This is a genomic window from Saccharothrix ecbatanensis (assembly GCF_014205015.1).
Classification (GTDB): Bacteria; Actinomycetota; Actinomycetes; order Mycobacteriales; family Pseudonocardiaceae; genus Actinosynnema; species Actinosynnema ecbatanense.
This window is the reverse complement of record NZ_JACHMO010000001.1, coordinates 3,879,665-3,895,404: the sequence shown is the minus strand read 5'-3', so window position 1 is coordinate 3,895,404 and position 15,740 is coordinate 3,879,665. Positions and strand designations below refer to the sequence as shown.

Sequence of the window (15,740 nt, the reverse complement as noted above, 5' to 3'; positions counted from 1 at the left end):
AATCCCCTCGGAAGTCGCTGTCAACCGTCAGAGTAGACGGAGGAGAACAGTTCGATGACATCACGTCCCCTTTCCCGGTGGCGCCGCCCCGCCATCGTCGCCCTCGCGGCGGCAATGGCGATGAGCGGTGCTCTCGCCACGGGCACCGCCCAGGCGGCGGAGTACAACAGGATCCTCAACGGCACGTTCGACAGCGGGAGCACCGATCCGTGGTGGTCCAACGGCGAGGTGTCGCGCGCGGTGGTCAACGGTGAGATGTGCGCGACGGTCGCCGCCGGCACGGGCAACCCCTGGGATGCCCTGCTCGGTCAGAACGGCGTGCCGTTCGAGTCCGGGCAGTCCTACACGATGACCTTCGACGCCTACGCCACCGCGTCACGGCCGATGGCGGTCGTCATCGGTCAGGGTGTGCCGCCGTACCAGGAGATGCTCAAGCAGGAGTTCCAGCTAGGCACCACCAAGCAGCGGCACTCCTTCACGTTCACCGCCACGATGGACTTCCCCGACGCGGGGTCCGGGCAGATGAACTTCCACCTCGGCGGCCAGTCGGCCGAGAGCCGGATCTGCTTCGACAACGTGTCGCTGATCGGCGGGTTGAAGGCGCCGGGCGAGGGCTACACGCCGCCGGCCAAGAAGGTTCAGGTCAACCAGGTCGCGTACGTGCCCGGTCTGTCCAAGCAGGCGACCCTGGTATCGACGGCGACCACGCCGCAGACGTGGGTGCTGAAGAACTCGTCGGGGACGACGGTGGCGACCGGCGAGTCGACGCCCAAGGGTGTGGACGCGGCTTCCGGCGACTCCACGCACCTGATCGACTTCTCGTCGTTCGACACGGCGGGCGCCGGTTACACGCTCAGCGTGGGCGCGGAGACGAGCTTCCCGTTCGACATCGCGACGGATGAGATCAAGAAGCTGCGCTACGACTCGCTGGCGTACTTCTACCACAACCGCAGCGGCATCCCGATCGATGCGCAGTACGTCGGCACGCAGTACTCGCGTCCGGCCGGTCACATCGACGTCGCCCCGAACAAGGGCGACAGCGCGGTGCCGTGCCGTGCGCACCTCAACTGCGGTTACACGCTGGACGTGCGCGGCGGCTGGTACGACGCGGGTGACCACGGCAAGTACGTCGTCAACGGCGGCATCTCGGCGTGGCAGGTGCTCAACACCTACGAGCGCGCGAAGCTGATCGGCGACGCCGCCGCGTTGGGCGACGGCAAGATGGCCATTCCGGAGAGGTCCAACGGGGTGCCGGACATCCTGGACGAGGCGCGCTGGGAGGTCGAGTTCCTGCTGAAGATGCAGGCGCCCGACGGCATGGTGCACCACAAGATGCACAGCGAGCAGTGGACCGGCCTGCCCACGCGGCCCGACCAGGACCCGTACCAGCGCTACCTCTCGGCGACCGGCACCGCGGCGACGCTGAACATGGCCGCAGTGGCGGCGCAGTCCGCGCGGATCTGGAAGACGATCGACCCGGCGTTCTCGGCCAAGGCGCAGGCGGCGGCCGTGAAGGCGTACGCGGCGGCGAAGGCCAACCCGGACAAGATCTTCAACTCCGACGACAGCGGCGGCGGCGGGTACGGCGACGACGTGCTGACCGACGAGTTCTACTGGGCCGCGGCGGAGATGTTCACCACCACCGGTGAAGCGTCCTACCGCACCGACCTGACCTCCTCGCCCCACTTCAAGGGCAAGAGCCTGAACCCGCGCGGCTACGACTGGCAGTCCACCGGCCCGCTGGGCGACATCACCCTCGCGCTCGTGCCCAACGGCCTGCCCGACGCGGACATCGCGGCGATCAAGTCCGCGTTCACCGCCGTCGCCGACCAGCACCTGGCCCAGATCGCCGATCTGGGCTACCCGGCCCCGTACCGCACGGGCGACGGCGGCTACGAGTGGGGCTCCAACGGTCTGGTGGCCAACAACACCGCGGTGCTGGCGCTGGCGCACGACTTCACCGGTCAGGCCAAGTACCGCGACGGCGTCTACAACGCGTTGGGCTACCTGCTGGGCCGCAACCCGATGAGCTACTCCTACGTCGCCGGCTACGGTGACCGGGCGTTCAAGAACGGCCACCACCGGTTCTGGGCCAACCAGCTCGACCCCGCCCTTCCGGTCACGGCGCCGGGCACCCTCTCCGGTGGTCCGAACAGCTACGGCCGCGACTCGCATGCCCAGCGCCTCGTCCCGGCCGACTGCAAGCCCCAGAAGTGCTACGTCGACCACATCCAGGCGTACACGGTCAACGAGGTCACGATCAACTGGAACTCCGCGCTCGCCTGGCTCGCCAACTGGGCGGCGGAGAAGGCCGGCGGCACGCCGCCGGTCGAGGACACCACCCCACCCTCGACGCCGGGCGCCCCGGCCGCGTCCGACATCACCGCCACCGGCGTGAAGCTCACCTGGAGCGCTGCCTCGGACGCGGAGAGCGGCGTCAGGAACTACGACGTCGTCGCCCTTGACGGCGGCGCACAGCGCGTCGTCACCACCGTGTCGGGCACGTCGGCGACCCTGACCGGTCTGAAGCCCGACACCGCCTACACGTTCGCCATCGTCGCCCGCAACGGCGCGAACCTGACGTCCGCGGCGTCGCAGACCACGGCCGTGCGGACCAAGCCGGACACCCCGACGGGCGGCTGCAAGGTCACCTACTCGGTGAGCTCCTCCTGGTCCAGCGGCCTCACCGCTAGCGTCACGATCACCAACACCGGCACCACCGCGTGGAACTCGTGGACGCTGAAGTTCGCCTTCCCCGGCGACCAGAAGATCACCCACGGCTGGTCGGCCGACTGGACGCAGACCGGCGCCGCCGTGACCGCCACGAACGCCTCGTGGAACGGCAACCTCGCCCCGGGCGGTTCGACCTCGGTCGGGTTCAACGCCTCGCACGGCGGCCAGAACACCGATCCGACCGCGTTCACCGTCAACGGCCAGTCCTGCACCAAGGGCTGATCCCGGCGTAATGCCCTGACCCCGGGCCGTCGGCACCCCCCCGCGCCGACGGCCCGGCCTTCAGGAAGCCCACATCATCGATCAATGGAGATCTGGTGAAACCCATGCACCGCTTACCGGACAACGTTCCCCACCAACGTCGACAGTCGCCGGCGAACTCGAAGAAGGCTGTCTGGCGGGCATCCGCGACGTTTGGCGCCTGCCTTGCGCTGTTGGCGACCCTGCTGGCGACATTCGGCTCGGGCAGCGCCTCCGCCCACGGCGCGGTGAGCGACCCGCCGTCGCGCCACTACGGCTGCTACCACCACTGGCCCAACGGCGCGTCACAGCAGATGGCAGCCGAGGATCCCATGTGCTACCAGGCGTGGCAGGCCAACTCCTCCGCGATGTACAACTGGAACGGCCTGTTCCGCGAGGGTGTCGCCGGCGACCACCAGGGAGCCATCCCGGACGGACAGCTGTGCAGCGGCGGTCTGACCCACAACGGCACCTACGCCGCTTTCGACAAGCCCGGCAACTGGCGGACCACCGACCGGCCCAGTCGGTTCACCCTCAACCTGCACGACCAGTCCTTGCACGGCGCCGACTACATCCGCGTCTACGCCACCAAGCAGGGCTTCGACCCCAAGACCCAAGCCCTGAAGTGGAGTGACTTGGAACTGGTCGGCCAGACCGGCAGGGTCCCCACGGGCCCCCGGACGCCCGTCGAGGTCGACGCCTCGGGGCGCACCGGCCACCACGTGCTGTTCACGGTGTGGCAGGCCAGCCACCTCGACCAGAGCTACTACGCGTGCAGCGACGTCAACTTCACCGACGGTGGCACCACGCCGACCACCACCACGACGCCGACCACCACCACGACGCCGACCACCACCACGACGCCGACCACCACCACGACGCCGACCACCACCACGACGCCGACCACCACCACGACGCCGACCACCACCACGACGCCGACCACCACCACGACGCCGACCACCACCACGACGCCGACCACCACCACGACGCCGACCACCACCACCACGACCGACAACCCCTCCGCGGGTTGCTCGGCCACCTTCAGCGTCGTCTCGCAGTGGTCCGGCGGCTTCCAGGCCGAGGTGCGCGTGACCGCCGACGCCACGCCGGTCAACGGTTGGACGGTGAGCTGGACCTTCGGCAACGGCGAGCGGATCAACCATGCGTGGAGCGCGGACGTGACCACGGACGGCTCCACTGTGACTGCCCGCAACGCCGCCTACAACGGCTCACTGGGCGCAGGCACGGCCGCCACGTTCGGTTTCATCGGCTCCGGCACCGCCGGCACACCCGCTCTCACCTGCACCGCAAACCAACCCTGACCAACGGCGCGAAGGGATCACTCGCGTGCGATCTGTTCTCGTGGCCGCATTGCTGTTAACGGCCTTCTCCCCGTCGCTCCCGGCTGCGGCTGCCGACACCTGGCTCGAAGCCGAGACCGGTGTCCTGAACGGAACCGCGGTCGAGTCCAGCCTGGCGGGTTACTCCAGCACGGGTTACGTGGCCGGGTTCGACCAAAGTCCCGACTCGGTCGCCATCACCATCCCGGACAACCTCGGCGGCCTGTACGACCTGACCATCCGCTACGCCACCCCGTACGGCGCGAAGACCGCCTCATTGTCGCTCAACGGCAGTGGTCTGGGTGACGTGTCGTTCCCCGCGGTTCCGACGTTCACCACGATCCCGGCGGGCAAGGTGCTGCTGCGGCCGGGTGACAACACCATCACCATCACCATCACCAACAACTGGGGCTGGTACCTGATCGACGCGATCAAGGTGACGCCCAGCTCGTCACGGCCGCCGCACCAGGTGACCGGCGAGCTGACCGACCCGGCCGCGACCGCCGAGGCCAAGGGCCTGATGCGGTACCTGACCGACAACTACGGCAAGAACATCCTGTCGGGACAACAGGACCAGACCAGCATCGACTGGGTCGAGCAGAACATCGGCAAGGCGCCCGCGGTGGGCGGCTACGACTTGATGGACTACTCGCCCAGTCGGGTCGAGCGCGGCACGACGGGCCGGGACGTGGACCACGCCCTGGCCTACGACGCCCGCGGCGGCATCACCACCCTGGCCTGGCACTGGAACGCGCCGTCCGGCCTGATCGACCAGCCGGGCAAGGAGTGGTGGCGCGGCTTCTACACCGACTCGACCACGTTCGACGTGGCCGCGGCGCTGGCCGACCCGTCCTCGACCGACTACAAGCTGCTGATCCGGGATATGGACGCGATCGCGGTGCAGCTCAAGCGCCTCGCCGACGCCAAGGTCCCCGTCCTGTGGCGACCGCTGCACGAGGCCGAAGGCGGCTGGTTCTGGTGGGGTGCGAAGGGGTCCGGCCCGGCCAAGCAGTTGTGGCGGATCATGCACGACCGGCTGGTCGGGCACCACGGGCTGCACAACCTGATCTGGGTGTGGAACTCGATCTCGCCGGACTGGTATCCCGGTGACGACGTGGTCGACATCGTGAGCGCGGACGTCTACCTGCCGCAGGGCGACCACAGCGCGCTCGTCGGCCAGTACGACCGGTTGGTGCAGTTGGGCGGCGACAAGAAGTTGGTCGCGCTGGGCGAGGTCGGCTCCATCCCCGACCCCGACCTGGTCCGGACCTACGAGGCCCGTTGGTCCTGGTTCGTCACGTGGTCGGGCGGGTTCATCCAGGACGGCGTGACCAACCCGCGCGACTTCGTGCAGCGCGTCTACAACCACGCCAACGTGATCACGCTGGACGAGCTGCCCGAGTTCAAGGATCCCGGTACCCCGCCGGAGCCCACGGACGGCTGCGCCGCGACCTTGCGGGTGATCAACCAATGGTCCGGCGGGTACCAGGCCGAGGTCACCGTGAAGAACCAGAAGACCACGGCGGTGGCCGGCTGGAAGGTCACGTGGTCGTTGTCGGCTGGCCAGGGCGTTCACAACTACTGGAACACGGACCTCGCCATCGCTGGCTCGACCGTGACGGCGAAGAACGCGTCGTGGAACGGCACGGTGAGGCCGGGGGAGAGCGCTTCGTTCGGCTTCATCGGCAGCGGCACTCCGTCAGCGGCCACGCCGGCCTGCACCACCGCCTGAGCATTCCGGTAGGGCGGTGGCCAGGGAGGTCTCGACGCCGCGTTCAAGAGCCGACCCACCGCAAGGACAACCATGACATCGCTGATGAACACCGACTCGGACGCGGCTTGGCGCGACCGCGGGCTGCCGGTCCACGATCGCGTGGAAGCGCTGTTGGCGACCATGACGTTGGAGGAGAAGGTCGCCCAGCTCGGTTCGGTGTGGTTGGACGGAAGCGGTGGGTCGGCGACGGGGTCGGCGCCGGTGCCCGAGGTGTTCACCGCGTCGGCGGCCGGTGACGTGGACGACCTGGTGCGCGGGGGGATCGGGCACCTCATCCGTGTGTTCGGCACCGCACCGGTCACGGTCGCCGAGGGCCTGCGGCGGTTGAGGTCGCTCCAGGAGCGGGTGGTGGCGGGCAACCGGTTCGGGATCCCGGCCATCGTGCACGAGGAGTGCGTGGCCGGGTTCGCGACGTTCGGCGCGACCGTCTACCCGACGCCGTTGGCCTGGGCGGCCGGCTTCGACGTGGAGGTGGTGCGCGAGGTGGGCTCGGCGATAGGGCGTGACCTGCGGTCGGTGGGCGTGCATCAGACCCTGGCGTCGGTGCTGGACGTGGTGCGCGATTACCGGTCGGATCGGGTGGAGGAGACGCTGGGGGAGGACCCGTACCTGGTGGCGCAGCTCGGCGCGGCGTACGTACGCGGGTTGGAGGAGGCCGGGGTCATTGCCACGGTCAGGCACTTCACCGCGTACGCCTCTTCCCGTGCCACTCGCAACCGCGCCCTGGTCGGCATCGGGCTGCGTGAGTTGGCCGATGTGGTCCTGCCACCGTTCGAGACCGCGTTGCGCGAGGGGGGAGCGCGGTCGGTGATGAGCTCCTGCACGGACGTCGACGGTGTGCCCGTCGCGGCGAACGCCGAGCTGTTGCGGGACCTGCTGAGCGAGGAGTGGGCGTTCACCGGCACGGTGGTGGCCGATCACCGGGCCATCCTGTTCGTGGCCTCGATGGAGCGGGCTTTCGCGGAAGAGGAAAGACCCCGGGTGCTCCCGTTGCGTGTGGGCGGGGAACTGCCCGAGACCCGCGGCTACGGAGAGCGCCTGGTCGGGCACGTGCGCTCCCGCGGTGTCGAGGAATCCCTTGTGGACGAGTCGGTTCGCCGGGTCCTGCGGCAGAAGGTGGACTTGGGACTGCTCGACGGCGGCCCTCCCGTGCCGGTCAACCCGGACGAGGTGGATCTGGACAGCGCCGACAACCGGTGGCTGGCCCGCACGGTGGCGGAGCGCTCGGTCGTGCTGCTGGCCAACGACCGCTCGACGCTGCCGTTGGACCTGCCCCGGCGGAGCCGGATCGCCGTCATCGGTAGCTGTGCGAACGACCCGCTCGCCCTGCTGGGCCGTCACGCCTTCCCGCATCACGCGCTGCGCCGTCGTCCCGGGCGCGGTGCGGGTCTGTCCATCGCGACGATCAGGCAGCAGGTCGAAGCCGAGTTCCCGCAGTCCACCGTCCACTACGCACGCGGCGTCGACGTGACGGCTGGCGACGATGCCGGCATCACCCAAGCCGTGCACCTCGCCTCCCTCGCCGACGTCGCCCTGCTGTTCGTCGGCGACCGTGCCGGCCTGTCCGGTGACGGGACCGAGCGCGGTGACGTGTCTGACCTGAGCCTGCCGGGGTCGCCGGATCGCCTGGTCGAGGCCGTGCTGGCCACTGGCACACCGACCGTGCTGGTTGTGGTCTCCGGTCGGCCCTACGCCCTGGGCGACTACGCCGACCGCGCCGCTGCGGTGGTGCAGGTGTTCTTCCCTGGGGTGGAAGGCGCTTCGGCGGTGGCCGGGGTGCTCAGCGGACGGATCAACCCGTCCGGGCGGCTGCCGGTGCAGGTTCCCCGCCAGCCGTGGGCGTACCCCTCGACCTACCTGCATCCGCTTGCTGGTGCGATTTCGGCGCTGGACCCCACCCCGCTCTACCCCTTCGGGCACGGCCTGTCCTACACGACCGTGCGCTACGAGACGCTGGGCACCACCAGTGATGAAGCGACGACGACCGGGTCGGTGGAGGCCAGGGTCGTCGTGCGCAACACCGGACACCGCGCCGTGGACGAGGTGGTGCAGCTTTACGCGTCCGACCCGGTGGCCCCGGTGGTGCGACCGCCGGTCCAGCTCATCGGGTTCGCCCGCGTCGCACTGGAGCCCGGACAGACCCGGCTGGTGGTCTTCGACGTGCCCGCCGACGCGTTCTCCTTCACCGGCGTCGACGGTCGCCGTGTCGTCGAACCCGGCCGGATCACCCTGTCCACCGGCCCGTCATCAGCGGACCTGCCGCTGAGCGCGGACGTCTGGCTGAGTGGTGAACCGGCTCATCCCGGACACGACCGGCGGCTGACCACCACTCACGACGTGCGCGACCTGGATGAACTGCACAGGTTGACCGTGGACCCGTGTGCCTTGGAGGTGTAGTGATGCGACGGAATGACGGTTCGGAGACGGCCCACGGTCGTTGGTTCCGGACCAGCTCACCCGTCCTCATCGGGCGCAACGGACACCTGACCGCGCTGCGCGAGGTCGCCGTGCGCCGTCCCGCGGTCGTCCTGTTGGAGGGCGAGGCGGGGGTGGGCAAGAGCAGGCTGGTGTCCGAGCTGCTGGCCGGGGATCTGGGTGCTGCGTTGCCGCTCGTTGGTTATTGCCAACAGGTCGGTGAGCCGTTCTCCTACGGTGCGTTGTTGGAGGCGTTGCGCGGCGTGGGGCCGAGGCTGGCGAGGCAGCGGGAGTTGAATCCGGTGATCGGCGCGCTGGCTCCGCTGCTGCCGGAGATCGCCGCCGATCTGCCGGCCCCGTTGCCGCCGATGGGCGATCCGCGGGCCGAGCGGCACCGGCTGTTCCGTGCTGTGCGGGAACTTCTCGGTGCGCTCGGCCCGGTGCTGCTCGTGGTGGAGGACCTGCACTGGGCCGACGACGGCACGCGTCAGCTACTGCGTTTCCTGGCGGGTGGGCCGCCGGCGAACCTCAGCATGGTCCTCACCTACCGGCGAGAGGACCTGCCCGGCGGCAGCCCGTTGGGCGCGGAGTTCCGATCGGCCGCCGGTGGCCTGGTCGCGGTGGTGGAGATCGAGCCGCTGGACGTCGATGGTGTGCGCGGGCTGACCGAGGCGATCCTGGGTGTGGAAGGGGTTTCGACCCAGTTCGCGGCCCGCTTGCACGAGCGGACCGCCGGCATCCCGTTCGTGGTCGAGGAGACGTTGCGCGCCCTGCGTGACCCTGCAGGTGCGGTGCACGCGGGCAGTGCGCGGGCCGAACGGCTGCTCGACGCCGTAAAGGTCCCCGTGCTGCTGCGTGACGCGATGGCCGATCGCCTCGCCACCCTGCCCGCCGCCACCGTCCACCTGGTCGAGGCCGCCGCGGTGCTCGGCACGCCCGCACCCGCCGAACTACTCGCCGAGGTGGCCGGCGTCCCGGCGGACCAGGTGAGCGCGGCGCTCGCGTACGGCGTGAACGGGCACGTCCTGCACGAGGTCGACGGGTTGACGTACGGCTTCCGGCACATGCTGGCCCGTCAAGCGGTCTACGACACGATCAGCGCTCCCGAGCGTGCCGCCCTGCACGGCCGCGCCGTGGACGCGTTGGAGCACGTGGAGCCGAAACCACTGGTGCAGTTGGCCGGGCACAGCGAGCGGGCGGGCCGGACGGCGGACTGGTTGACCTACGGAGAGGAGGCAGCGGACCGTGCGATCGACTCCGGTGACGCCGCCACCGCGACCACCCTGCTGCAACGGTTGCTGGCCGTGCCGGTGCTGCCCGGCGATGGCGTCGACCGGCTGGCGATCAAGCTCGGGCGCATCGCCAACACCGGGCTCGACCAGCGTGACCCGGCGGAGACGCTGGAACGCCTGCTGGTCGACCCTCGGCTGGCTACGTCGGTTCGCGGTGAGGTGCGCCTGTACCGGGCCTTGCTGCTGGTCCGCCAGATCGGCCGCATCCGGGAGGGGCGAGCGGAACTCGAACGCGCGATCGACGAGTTCGCGGGCAGTCCCGACCTCGTCGCCCGTGCCGCCGCCGTGCTCTCGATGCCGTACCTCGGCACGGTGTCGCCCGCAGAACTGGGCCGGTGGCGGGAGCGGGCCGAAGCGCAAGGGGTGACCGCGACGGGCGAGCTGCGGATCTCTTTGCTGGCCAACACACTCGGGTCCCGTCTGCACCGCGGGTACCTGGCTGGGCTGGACGAGGTGCCCGTGCGCGCGGACACGCTCGGTGGTCAGCAGCACCTGGCCCGGCTGCGGTGCAACGTCGCCGACGCCTGCGTGTGGCTCGGCCACTTAGGCCTGGGCGGCCGGTTGCTGCACGACGGCCTGCGGCTCGCCGCCGAGTGCGGCGCGGCGTTCGTGACCAGCACCGGCAGGGCCACCGAGGCGCGGCTGGACTGGATCACCGGTCGGTGGGACGGTCTGGCGGAGCGGGCGAACGGGTTGATCGAGGAGTACCGCGACGTGACCGCCATGACCGGCGAGCTGGAGCTGGTGCTCGGCTGGCTCGCCGCGACCCGCGGGGACTGGGAGGTGGCGGGTGGGCACTTCGGCCGGACCGGCGGCCACGATCCGGACGACGCCATCGTTCCCGTGGCGATCAGCGGCATCGCGGGCATGGCCTCGCTCCTCTTGGAGCGGCAGGAGACGGCCAGGGCAGCGGCGGAGGTCGACCGTGGACTGACCGCCGTGCGGAAGACGGACGGCTGGCCCTGGACCGGCTTGCTGGTGCCGGTCGCGGTCGCCGCGTACGCCGCCACCGGACGGATCGCGGAAGCCGAACGTCTGGTGGACGAGGCGGCCGGAGGCGTCGCCGACCGCGACGCGCCCGCCGTGCTCGCCGCCCTCGCGCAGTGCAGGGGAGCGCTCGCCGAGGCGCGGGGCGATCCTGCCGAGGCCATCGAGCACTTCAGGGAGGCCGTCTCGCGTTACGAGGCGATGCCCGCGCCGTACTTCGCCGCCATTGCAAGGGAACGCGAGGCGACGGTGCTGGCGCCGTCCGATCCGGAGAAGGCCGTCGAGCTGCTCGAGGACCTGGTGGAGACCTTCGACGGGCTCGGCGCGTCGAAGGACGGCGTGCGCTGCCGCCACACCCTGCACACCCTCGGCAGCGCCAAACCGGCTCGGCGGGGACGGCAGGGGTACGGCAACGACCTCTCTCCCCGGGAGGTCGAGATCGCACGAATGGTCGCGGCCGGGCTGACGAACCGCGAGATCGCCGAGAAGCTGGTCCTGTCGTTGCGGACGGTCGATCGGCACGTGGCCCGGCTGTTCCGCAAGCTGGGGATCAATTCGCGCGCTCAATTGCGCGTGGGCCGCCCCGGCTGAGGTCTCACAGGGAGCGCGGCGCTTCCGGGAGTTCTTGGGTATGCGCATCTATTGTTCGACTTCGCCGCTCACTGGACATCGTGTATTACGGTCCCTTCTGGGAGCGCTCCCAGACACTCTTCCGGTTACGCGTCCGATCCGTATCGGCGTAATCACCGGAGCGCTCTTAGGTAGTGGGTTGCTCGCAAGGAGGCGATGCATGAGTCTGCGCACTTTTGTACGTTCCCGGAAATTGACGGGGGCGTTGGCGATGACCTCGGTGGCGGCGTTGTCCGTTGCCGGGGTTGTGGCTTCGACGGCCACCGCAAACGCGGCCGCCGGTTGTCGGGTGGCGTACCAGATCAGTGACCAGTGGCCGGGTGGGTTCGGCGGCAACGTCACGGTCACCAACTTGGGTGACGCCATTTCCGGTGGTTGGACGCTGGAGTGGGACTTCGCCGCCGGTCAGACGGTCCAGCAGGGTTGGAACGGTGACTTCTCGCAGTCCGGGACGCGGGTGACGGTCCGCAACGCGTCCTGGAACGCGAACCTGGGCACCGGGTCCTCGGCGACGCCCGGGTTCAACGGCTCGTGGAACGGGTCCAACCCGGTGCCCACGCAGTTCCGGTTGAATGGCACGGTGTGCACGGGGACGGTCGACACGACGACCACCACGACCACGACGACGACCTCCTCGGACACGAACCCGGGTGGTCCGAGGGTGGACAACCCGTATGTGGGTGCGGGTGTGTATGTGAACCCGCAGTGGTCGCGTCAGGCGGCTGCGGAGCCGGGTGGGTCGCGGATCGCGAACCAGCCGACCGGTGTGTGGATGGACCGGATCAGCGCGATCACCGGCAACGGTTCGCCCACGACCGGCTCCATGGGTCTGGTGGATCACCTGAACGAGGCGGAGAAGCAGCGGGCGGCGCGGGCGGACGGCCAGTTGGTCGTCCAGGTCGTGGTGTACAACCTGCCCGGTCGTGACTGCGCGGCGTTGGCGTCGAACGGTGAGTTGAAGGCTGACGAGATCGGTCGTTACAAGACCGAGTACATCGACAAGATCGCCGAGATCGTGGCCCGGCCGGCGTACTCGAAGCTGCGCGTGGTGTCGGTGATCGAGATCGACTCGCTGCCGAACCTGGTCACGAACGTCTCGCCGCGTCCCACCGCGACGCCCGAGTGCGACACGATGAAGCAGAACGGCAACTACATCGAGGGTGTCTCGTACGCGCTGGGCAAGCTCGGCGCGATCGGCAACGTCTACAACTACATCGACGCCGCCCACCACGGCTGGATCGGCTGGGGCGACGACAATCCCCAGTACGACAACTTCTACGCCTCGGCGAAGTTGTTCGCGACGTTGCTGGGCAAGAACGGCGCCACGAAGGACAAGATCCACGGTTTCATCACCAACACGGCGAACTACTCGCCGTTGGAGGAGCCGTTCTGGACGGTCGACGACTACGTCGGCGGTCGTCCGGTGAAGGAGGCCTCGAAGTGGGTCGACTGGAACGACTTCAACGGCGAGGTGGGCTTCGCCACCGCGTTCCGCACCGAGTTGGTGAAGCAGGGCTTCGACAGCGGCATCGGCATGCTGATCGACACCTCGCGCAACGGTTGGGGCGGCCCGAACCGGCCCACCGCCAAGTCGACCTCGGGCGACCCGACCACCTACGTGAACGAGTCGCGCATCGACCGTCGTCACCAGAAGGGCAACTGGTGCAACCAGTCCGGCGCAGGTCTGGGCGAGCGTCCGAAGGCCGCTCCGAAGCCGGGTATCGACGCCTACGTCTGGATCAAGCCGCCGGGTGAGTCCGACGGTTCCGCCACCCTCATCCCGAACGAGGAGGGCAAGGGCTTCGACCGCATGTGCGATCCCACGTACACCGGCAACATCCGCAACGGCAACAACATGTCGGGTGCACTGGCGAACGCGCCGCTCTCCGGTCACTGGTTCTCGGGCCAGTTCCAGGAGCTCATGCGCAACGCCTACCCGGCGCTGTGACCATCAGCTGACCGGAACCACAACTGAACAAGCACCGCACACCCGTAGGCGGCGTCTCCCGGGGCGCCGCCTACGGGCCTTTCCGTTGTGGTAAATGTGTCCAGGGTGGACACCCGGCGAGGTCACCGGGCGATTGGCCGGAGGTTCGGTCATTCAGTCGCAGTGGGACGTGCGATCGGCCTACCTGGCGGGGGCAGCGGCCAGCGCCTCAAGTCGTACGAGTAGCCGAGACCGGGCTGGGTGCCCGCAGAGGTCTGGACTGAGCCGAAGGGTGATGTGTCCCGAGTTCCGTGGAGTCGGCTGGTTGGACTTCATGCCACGGTTGGGGTGGTGTAAAACCTCTCATGCTCGACCGGGGTGAGCATGCCCAGGGCGCTGTGGCGGCGCTGACGGTTGTGGAATATCTCCAGGTACTCGAAGATCGCGTTGGCCGGTTCGATGCGTGTGCGCCAGCGCCGGCGGTCCGGCAGCTCGGCTTGCATCCGACCCCAGAACGACTCCATCATCGCATTGTCGGAGCAGTTCCCGATCGAGCCCATCGACGGCAACAGGCCGGATTCCTTGGCACGCCTGGTAAAAGCCCACGACGTGAATTGGGCGAGTTCAATCGGTCGATGCAACACCGGGCTGTTGGAGCAACTGTAGTTGCTCGCTGAATACCTCGGCGGGGGTCTTCCAGCCGAGGACTTTGCGGGGCCGGTTGTTCAGGGCCAGGGCGACAGCTTCGAGGTCATCGACGGGCCACCTCGACAGGTCGGTGCCCTTGGGGAAGTACTGACGCAGCAGCCCGTTCGTGTTCTCGTTCGTCGGCCGTTGCCACGGTGAGTGGGGGTCGGCGAAGAACACTCTCGTGCCGGTATCGAGAGCGAACTGAGCGCGCGCGGACAGTTCCTTCCCTCGGTCCCGGGTGAGGGTCTTGAGGAGCTGCTCAGGCAGCTTCGTCATCGACACCATCAGGGCAGCGTTCATCGCGACGGCGCCGTAGCCGCCGAGCGACAGGCCGTTCTTCACGAGTGGTTTCTCGCCCCAGCCCTCCAACCGCGGCAGATGCACCAGGAGCGTGGAGCGGCTGCTGCGCTCGATGAGCGTGCCGATCGCCGAGCGGCCCGTCCCGGTGATCAGATCGCCTTCCCAGTGGCCGGGGACGGCTCGGTCTTCAGCCGCGGCGGGGCGCTCGCTGAGGACGACATCGGCGGTGATGTGTCCCTGCGGCTTGTTCCGCGACCGGACCCTCGGCTCTCGCAGCGCTCGGCCCGTGCGCAGACACGTGACCAGCTCACGCTTGAGCGCACCACGCCCCTCGATGAACAGGCACTGGTAGACCGCCTCGTGGCTGATGCGCATGAACTCGTCATCGGGGAAGTCGACCTTCAGACGATGCGCGATCTGCTCCGGACTCCACGCCGTCGACCAGCGCCTGTCTTGACGATGCGGCTTGTTCAACCCCTTCCACGGCGGCGTCCTGGGGCCCGCGACGACCGTGCCGTCAGGGCGACGGACATTGCCGGCGAGCCGGTCCTGCACGTACTCACGCAACCGCTCGTCCCTCGCCGGCTTCGCCGTTTTCGGGCGCTTCGCTGCCTGCTGTGCCTTCCACTGGGCCACCACGGCGCGATAGACCGGTTTGCCACCCCTGCTCGCGGCATTGCGCCGCAGCTCACGAGACACGGTCCCAGGGTCGCGGCCGATCATGCGGGCGATCTCACGCACGCCCTTGTCCCGAGCCCTCAGCAGCGCGATCTCTTCCCTCTCGACAAACGACAAGTACCGGCGAGTGGGATCGTCGAGGGTCAGCGGCGTCATCCCGCCGGCGTGTCGAAACCAGCGGATCCCGACCGGTGACGACACGCCGACTCCCTCCGCGGCTTGGACCGTGGTGACCCCGGAGGCGATCAGGCGCCAGAAGTCCCGCTGAACCGCCCGCGACGGCTCCGGCCGCCCGGGTGAGCGCATCGGCGCCCGCGTCGCCCTATCCGCAGCCGACTGATGTCGAGCCCCGCTCGGTGCCTGCGGCACCTGCTTCCTCCGCCATCCCATCCAACACCTCCGTCATCGAAGTGTTGCGACGACCAGTTGAACTCGCCTTGCACTCCGTGGTCGGAGTGGATCACCGTGCTGTCCGCGCGCTCGCGGTTGTGGATGACCATGCCGAGCGCGTTGGTCACCAGCGCGGCGTCTTGGCGGCTGTCGATCGACCACCCGACAACCTTGCGGGAGAAGACGTCCAATACCACTGCGCAGTAGACCTTGCCCTCACGAGTGCGGTGCTCGGTGATGTCGGGGACCCAGAGCCGATTCGGCGCGTCACGGGTGAAGTCGCGGTCGACCAGGTCGGCGGCGGTGGGCACCTCGGGACGCGGACGTCGACCCCTGTTGCCGAA

General features: G+C 69.0%; 8 protein-coding genes and 1 pseudogene. 6 read left to right on the top strand and 3 right to left on the bottom strand.

The features are described 5' to 3' along the window. Window positions 1-54: 54 nt before the first annotated feature. The 6 genes from F4560_RS16255 to F4560_RS16230 all read left to right on the top strand — a co-directional run bounded on the left by F4560_RS16255 (window position 55) and on the right by F4560_RS16230 (window position 13,359). Complete coding sequence (locus F4560_RS16255; protein ID WP_246477820.1) at window positions 55-2,955, top strand: glycoside hydrolase family 9 protein; 2,901 nt, start codon at window positions 55-57, stop codon at window positions 2,953-2,955. A gap of 212 nt (window positions 2,956-3,167) precedes the next feature. After that, window positions 3,168-4,295: a lytic polysaccharide monooxygenase gene (locus tag F4560_RS44645; RefSeq protein WP_246477819.1), complete on the top strand. Its 1,128-nt coding sequence runs from the start codon at window positions 3,168-3,170 to the stop codon at window positions 4,293-4,295. A gap of 25 nt (window positions 4,296-4,320) precedes the next feature. Continuing rightward, window positions 4,321-6,045 carry a glycosyl hydrolase gene (locus F4560_RS16245; protein WP_221483521.1) on the top strand — a complete coding sequence of 575 codons (1,725 nt, stop codon included), beginning with the start codon at window positions 4,321-4,323 and terminating at the stop codon, window positions 6,043-6,045. A 72-nt stretch (window positions 6,046-6,117) separates the two neighbouring features. Next, window positions 6,118-8,484: a glycoside hydrolase family 3 N-terminal domain-containing protein gene (locus F4560_RS16240; RefSeq protein ID WP_246477818.1), complete on the top strand. Its 2,367-nt coding sequence runs from the start codon at window positions 6,118-6,120 to the stop codon at window positions 8,482-8,484. Window positions 8,485-8,486: 2 nt separating this feature from the next. Beyond that, window positions 8,487-11,372 carry an ATP-binding protein gene (locus F4560_RS16235; RefSeq protein WP_184920932.1) on the top strand — a complete coding sequence of 962 codons (2,886 nt, stop codon included), beginning with the start codon at window positions 8,487-8,489 and terminating at the stop codon, window positions 11,370-11,372. A gap of 199 nt (window positions 11,373-11,571) precedes the next feature. Continuing rightward, window positions 11,572-13,359: a glycoside hydrolase family 6 protein gene (locus tag F4560_RS16230; RefSeq protein WP_184920930.1), complete on the top strand. Its 1,788-nt coding sequence runs from the start codon at window positions 11,572-11,574 to the stop codon at window positions 13,357-13,359. Window positions 13,360-13,670: 311 nt separating this feature from the next. Here the strand turns inward: F4560_RS16230 and F4560_RS16225 are convergent. From F4560_RS16225 to F4560_RS16215, 3 genes and pseudogenes are all read right to left on the bottom strand, one after another. Beyond that, window positions 13,671-13,955, bottom strand: a pseudogene (locus F4560_RS16225) (integrase core domain-containing protein); the annotation flags it as partial. A gap of 7 nt (window positions 13,956-13,962) precedes the next feature. Continuing rightward, entirely contained in the window at window positions 13,963-15,312 is a 1,350-nt protein-coding gene (locus F4560_RS16220) for an IS30 family transposase (protein WP_376775304.1), read from the bottom strand. Further along, window positions 15,252-15,707, bottom strand: a complete 456-nt coding sequence (locus F4560_RS16215) for a DDE-type integrase/transposase/recombinase (RefSeq protein ID WP_184920927.1) — start codon at window positions 15,705-15,707, stop codon at window positions 15,252-15,254. Before F4560_RS16215 ends, F4560_RS16220 begins: the two co-directional genes overlap by 61 nt. Window positions 15,708-15,740 lie beyond the last annotated feature (33 nt).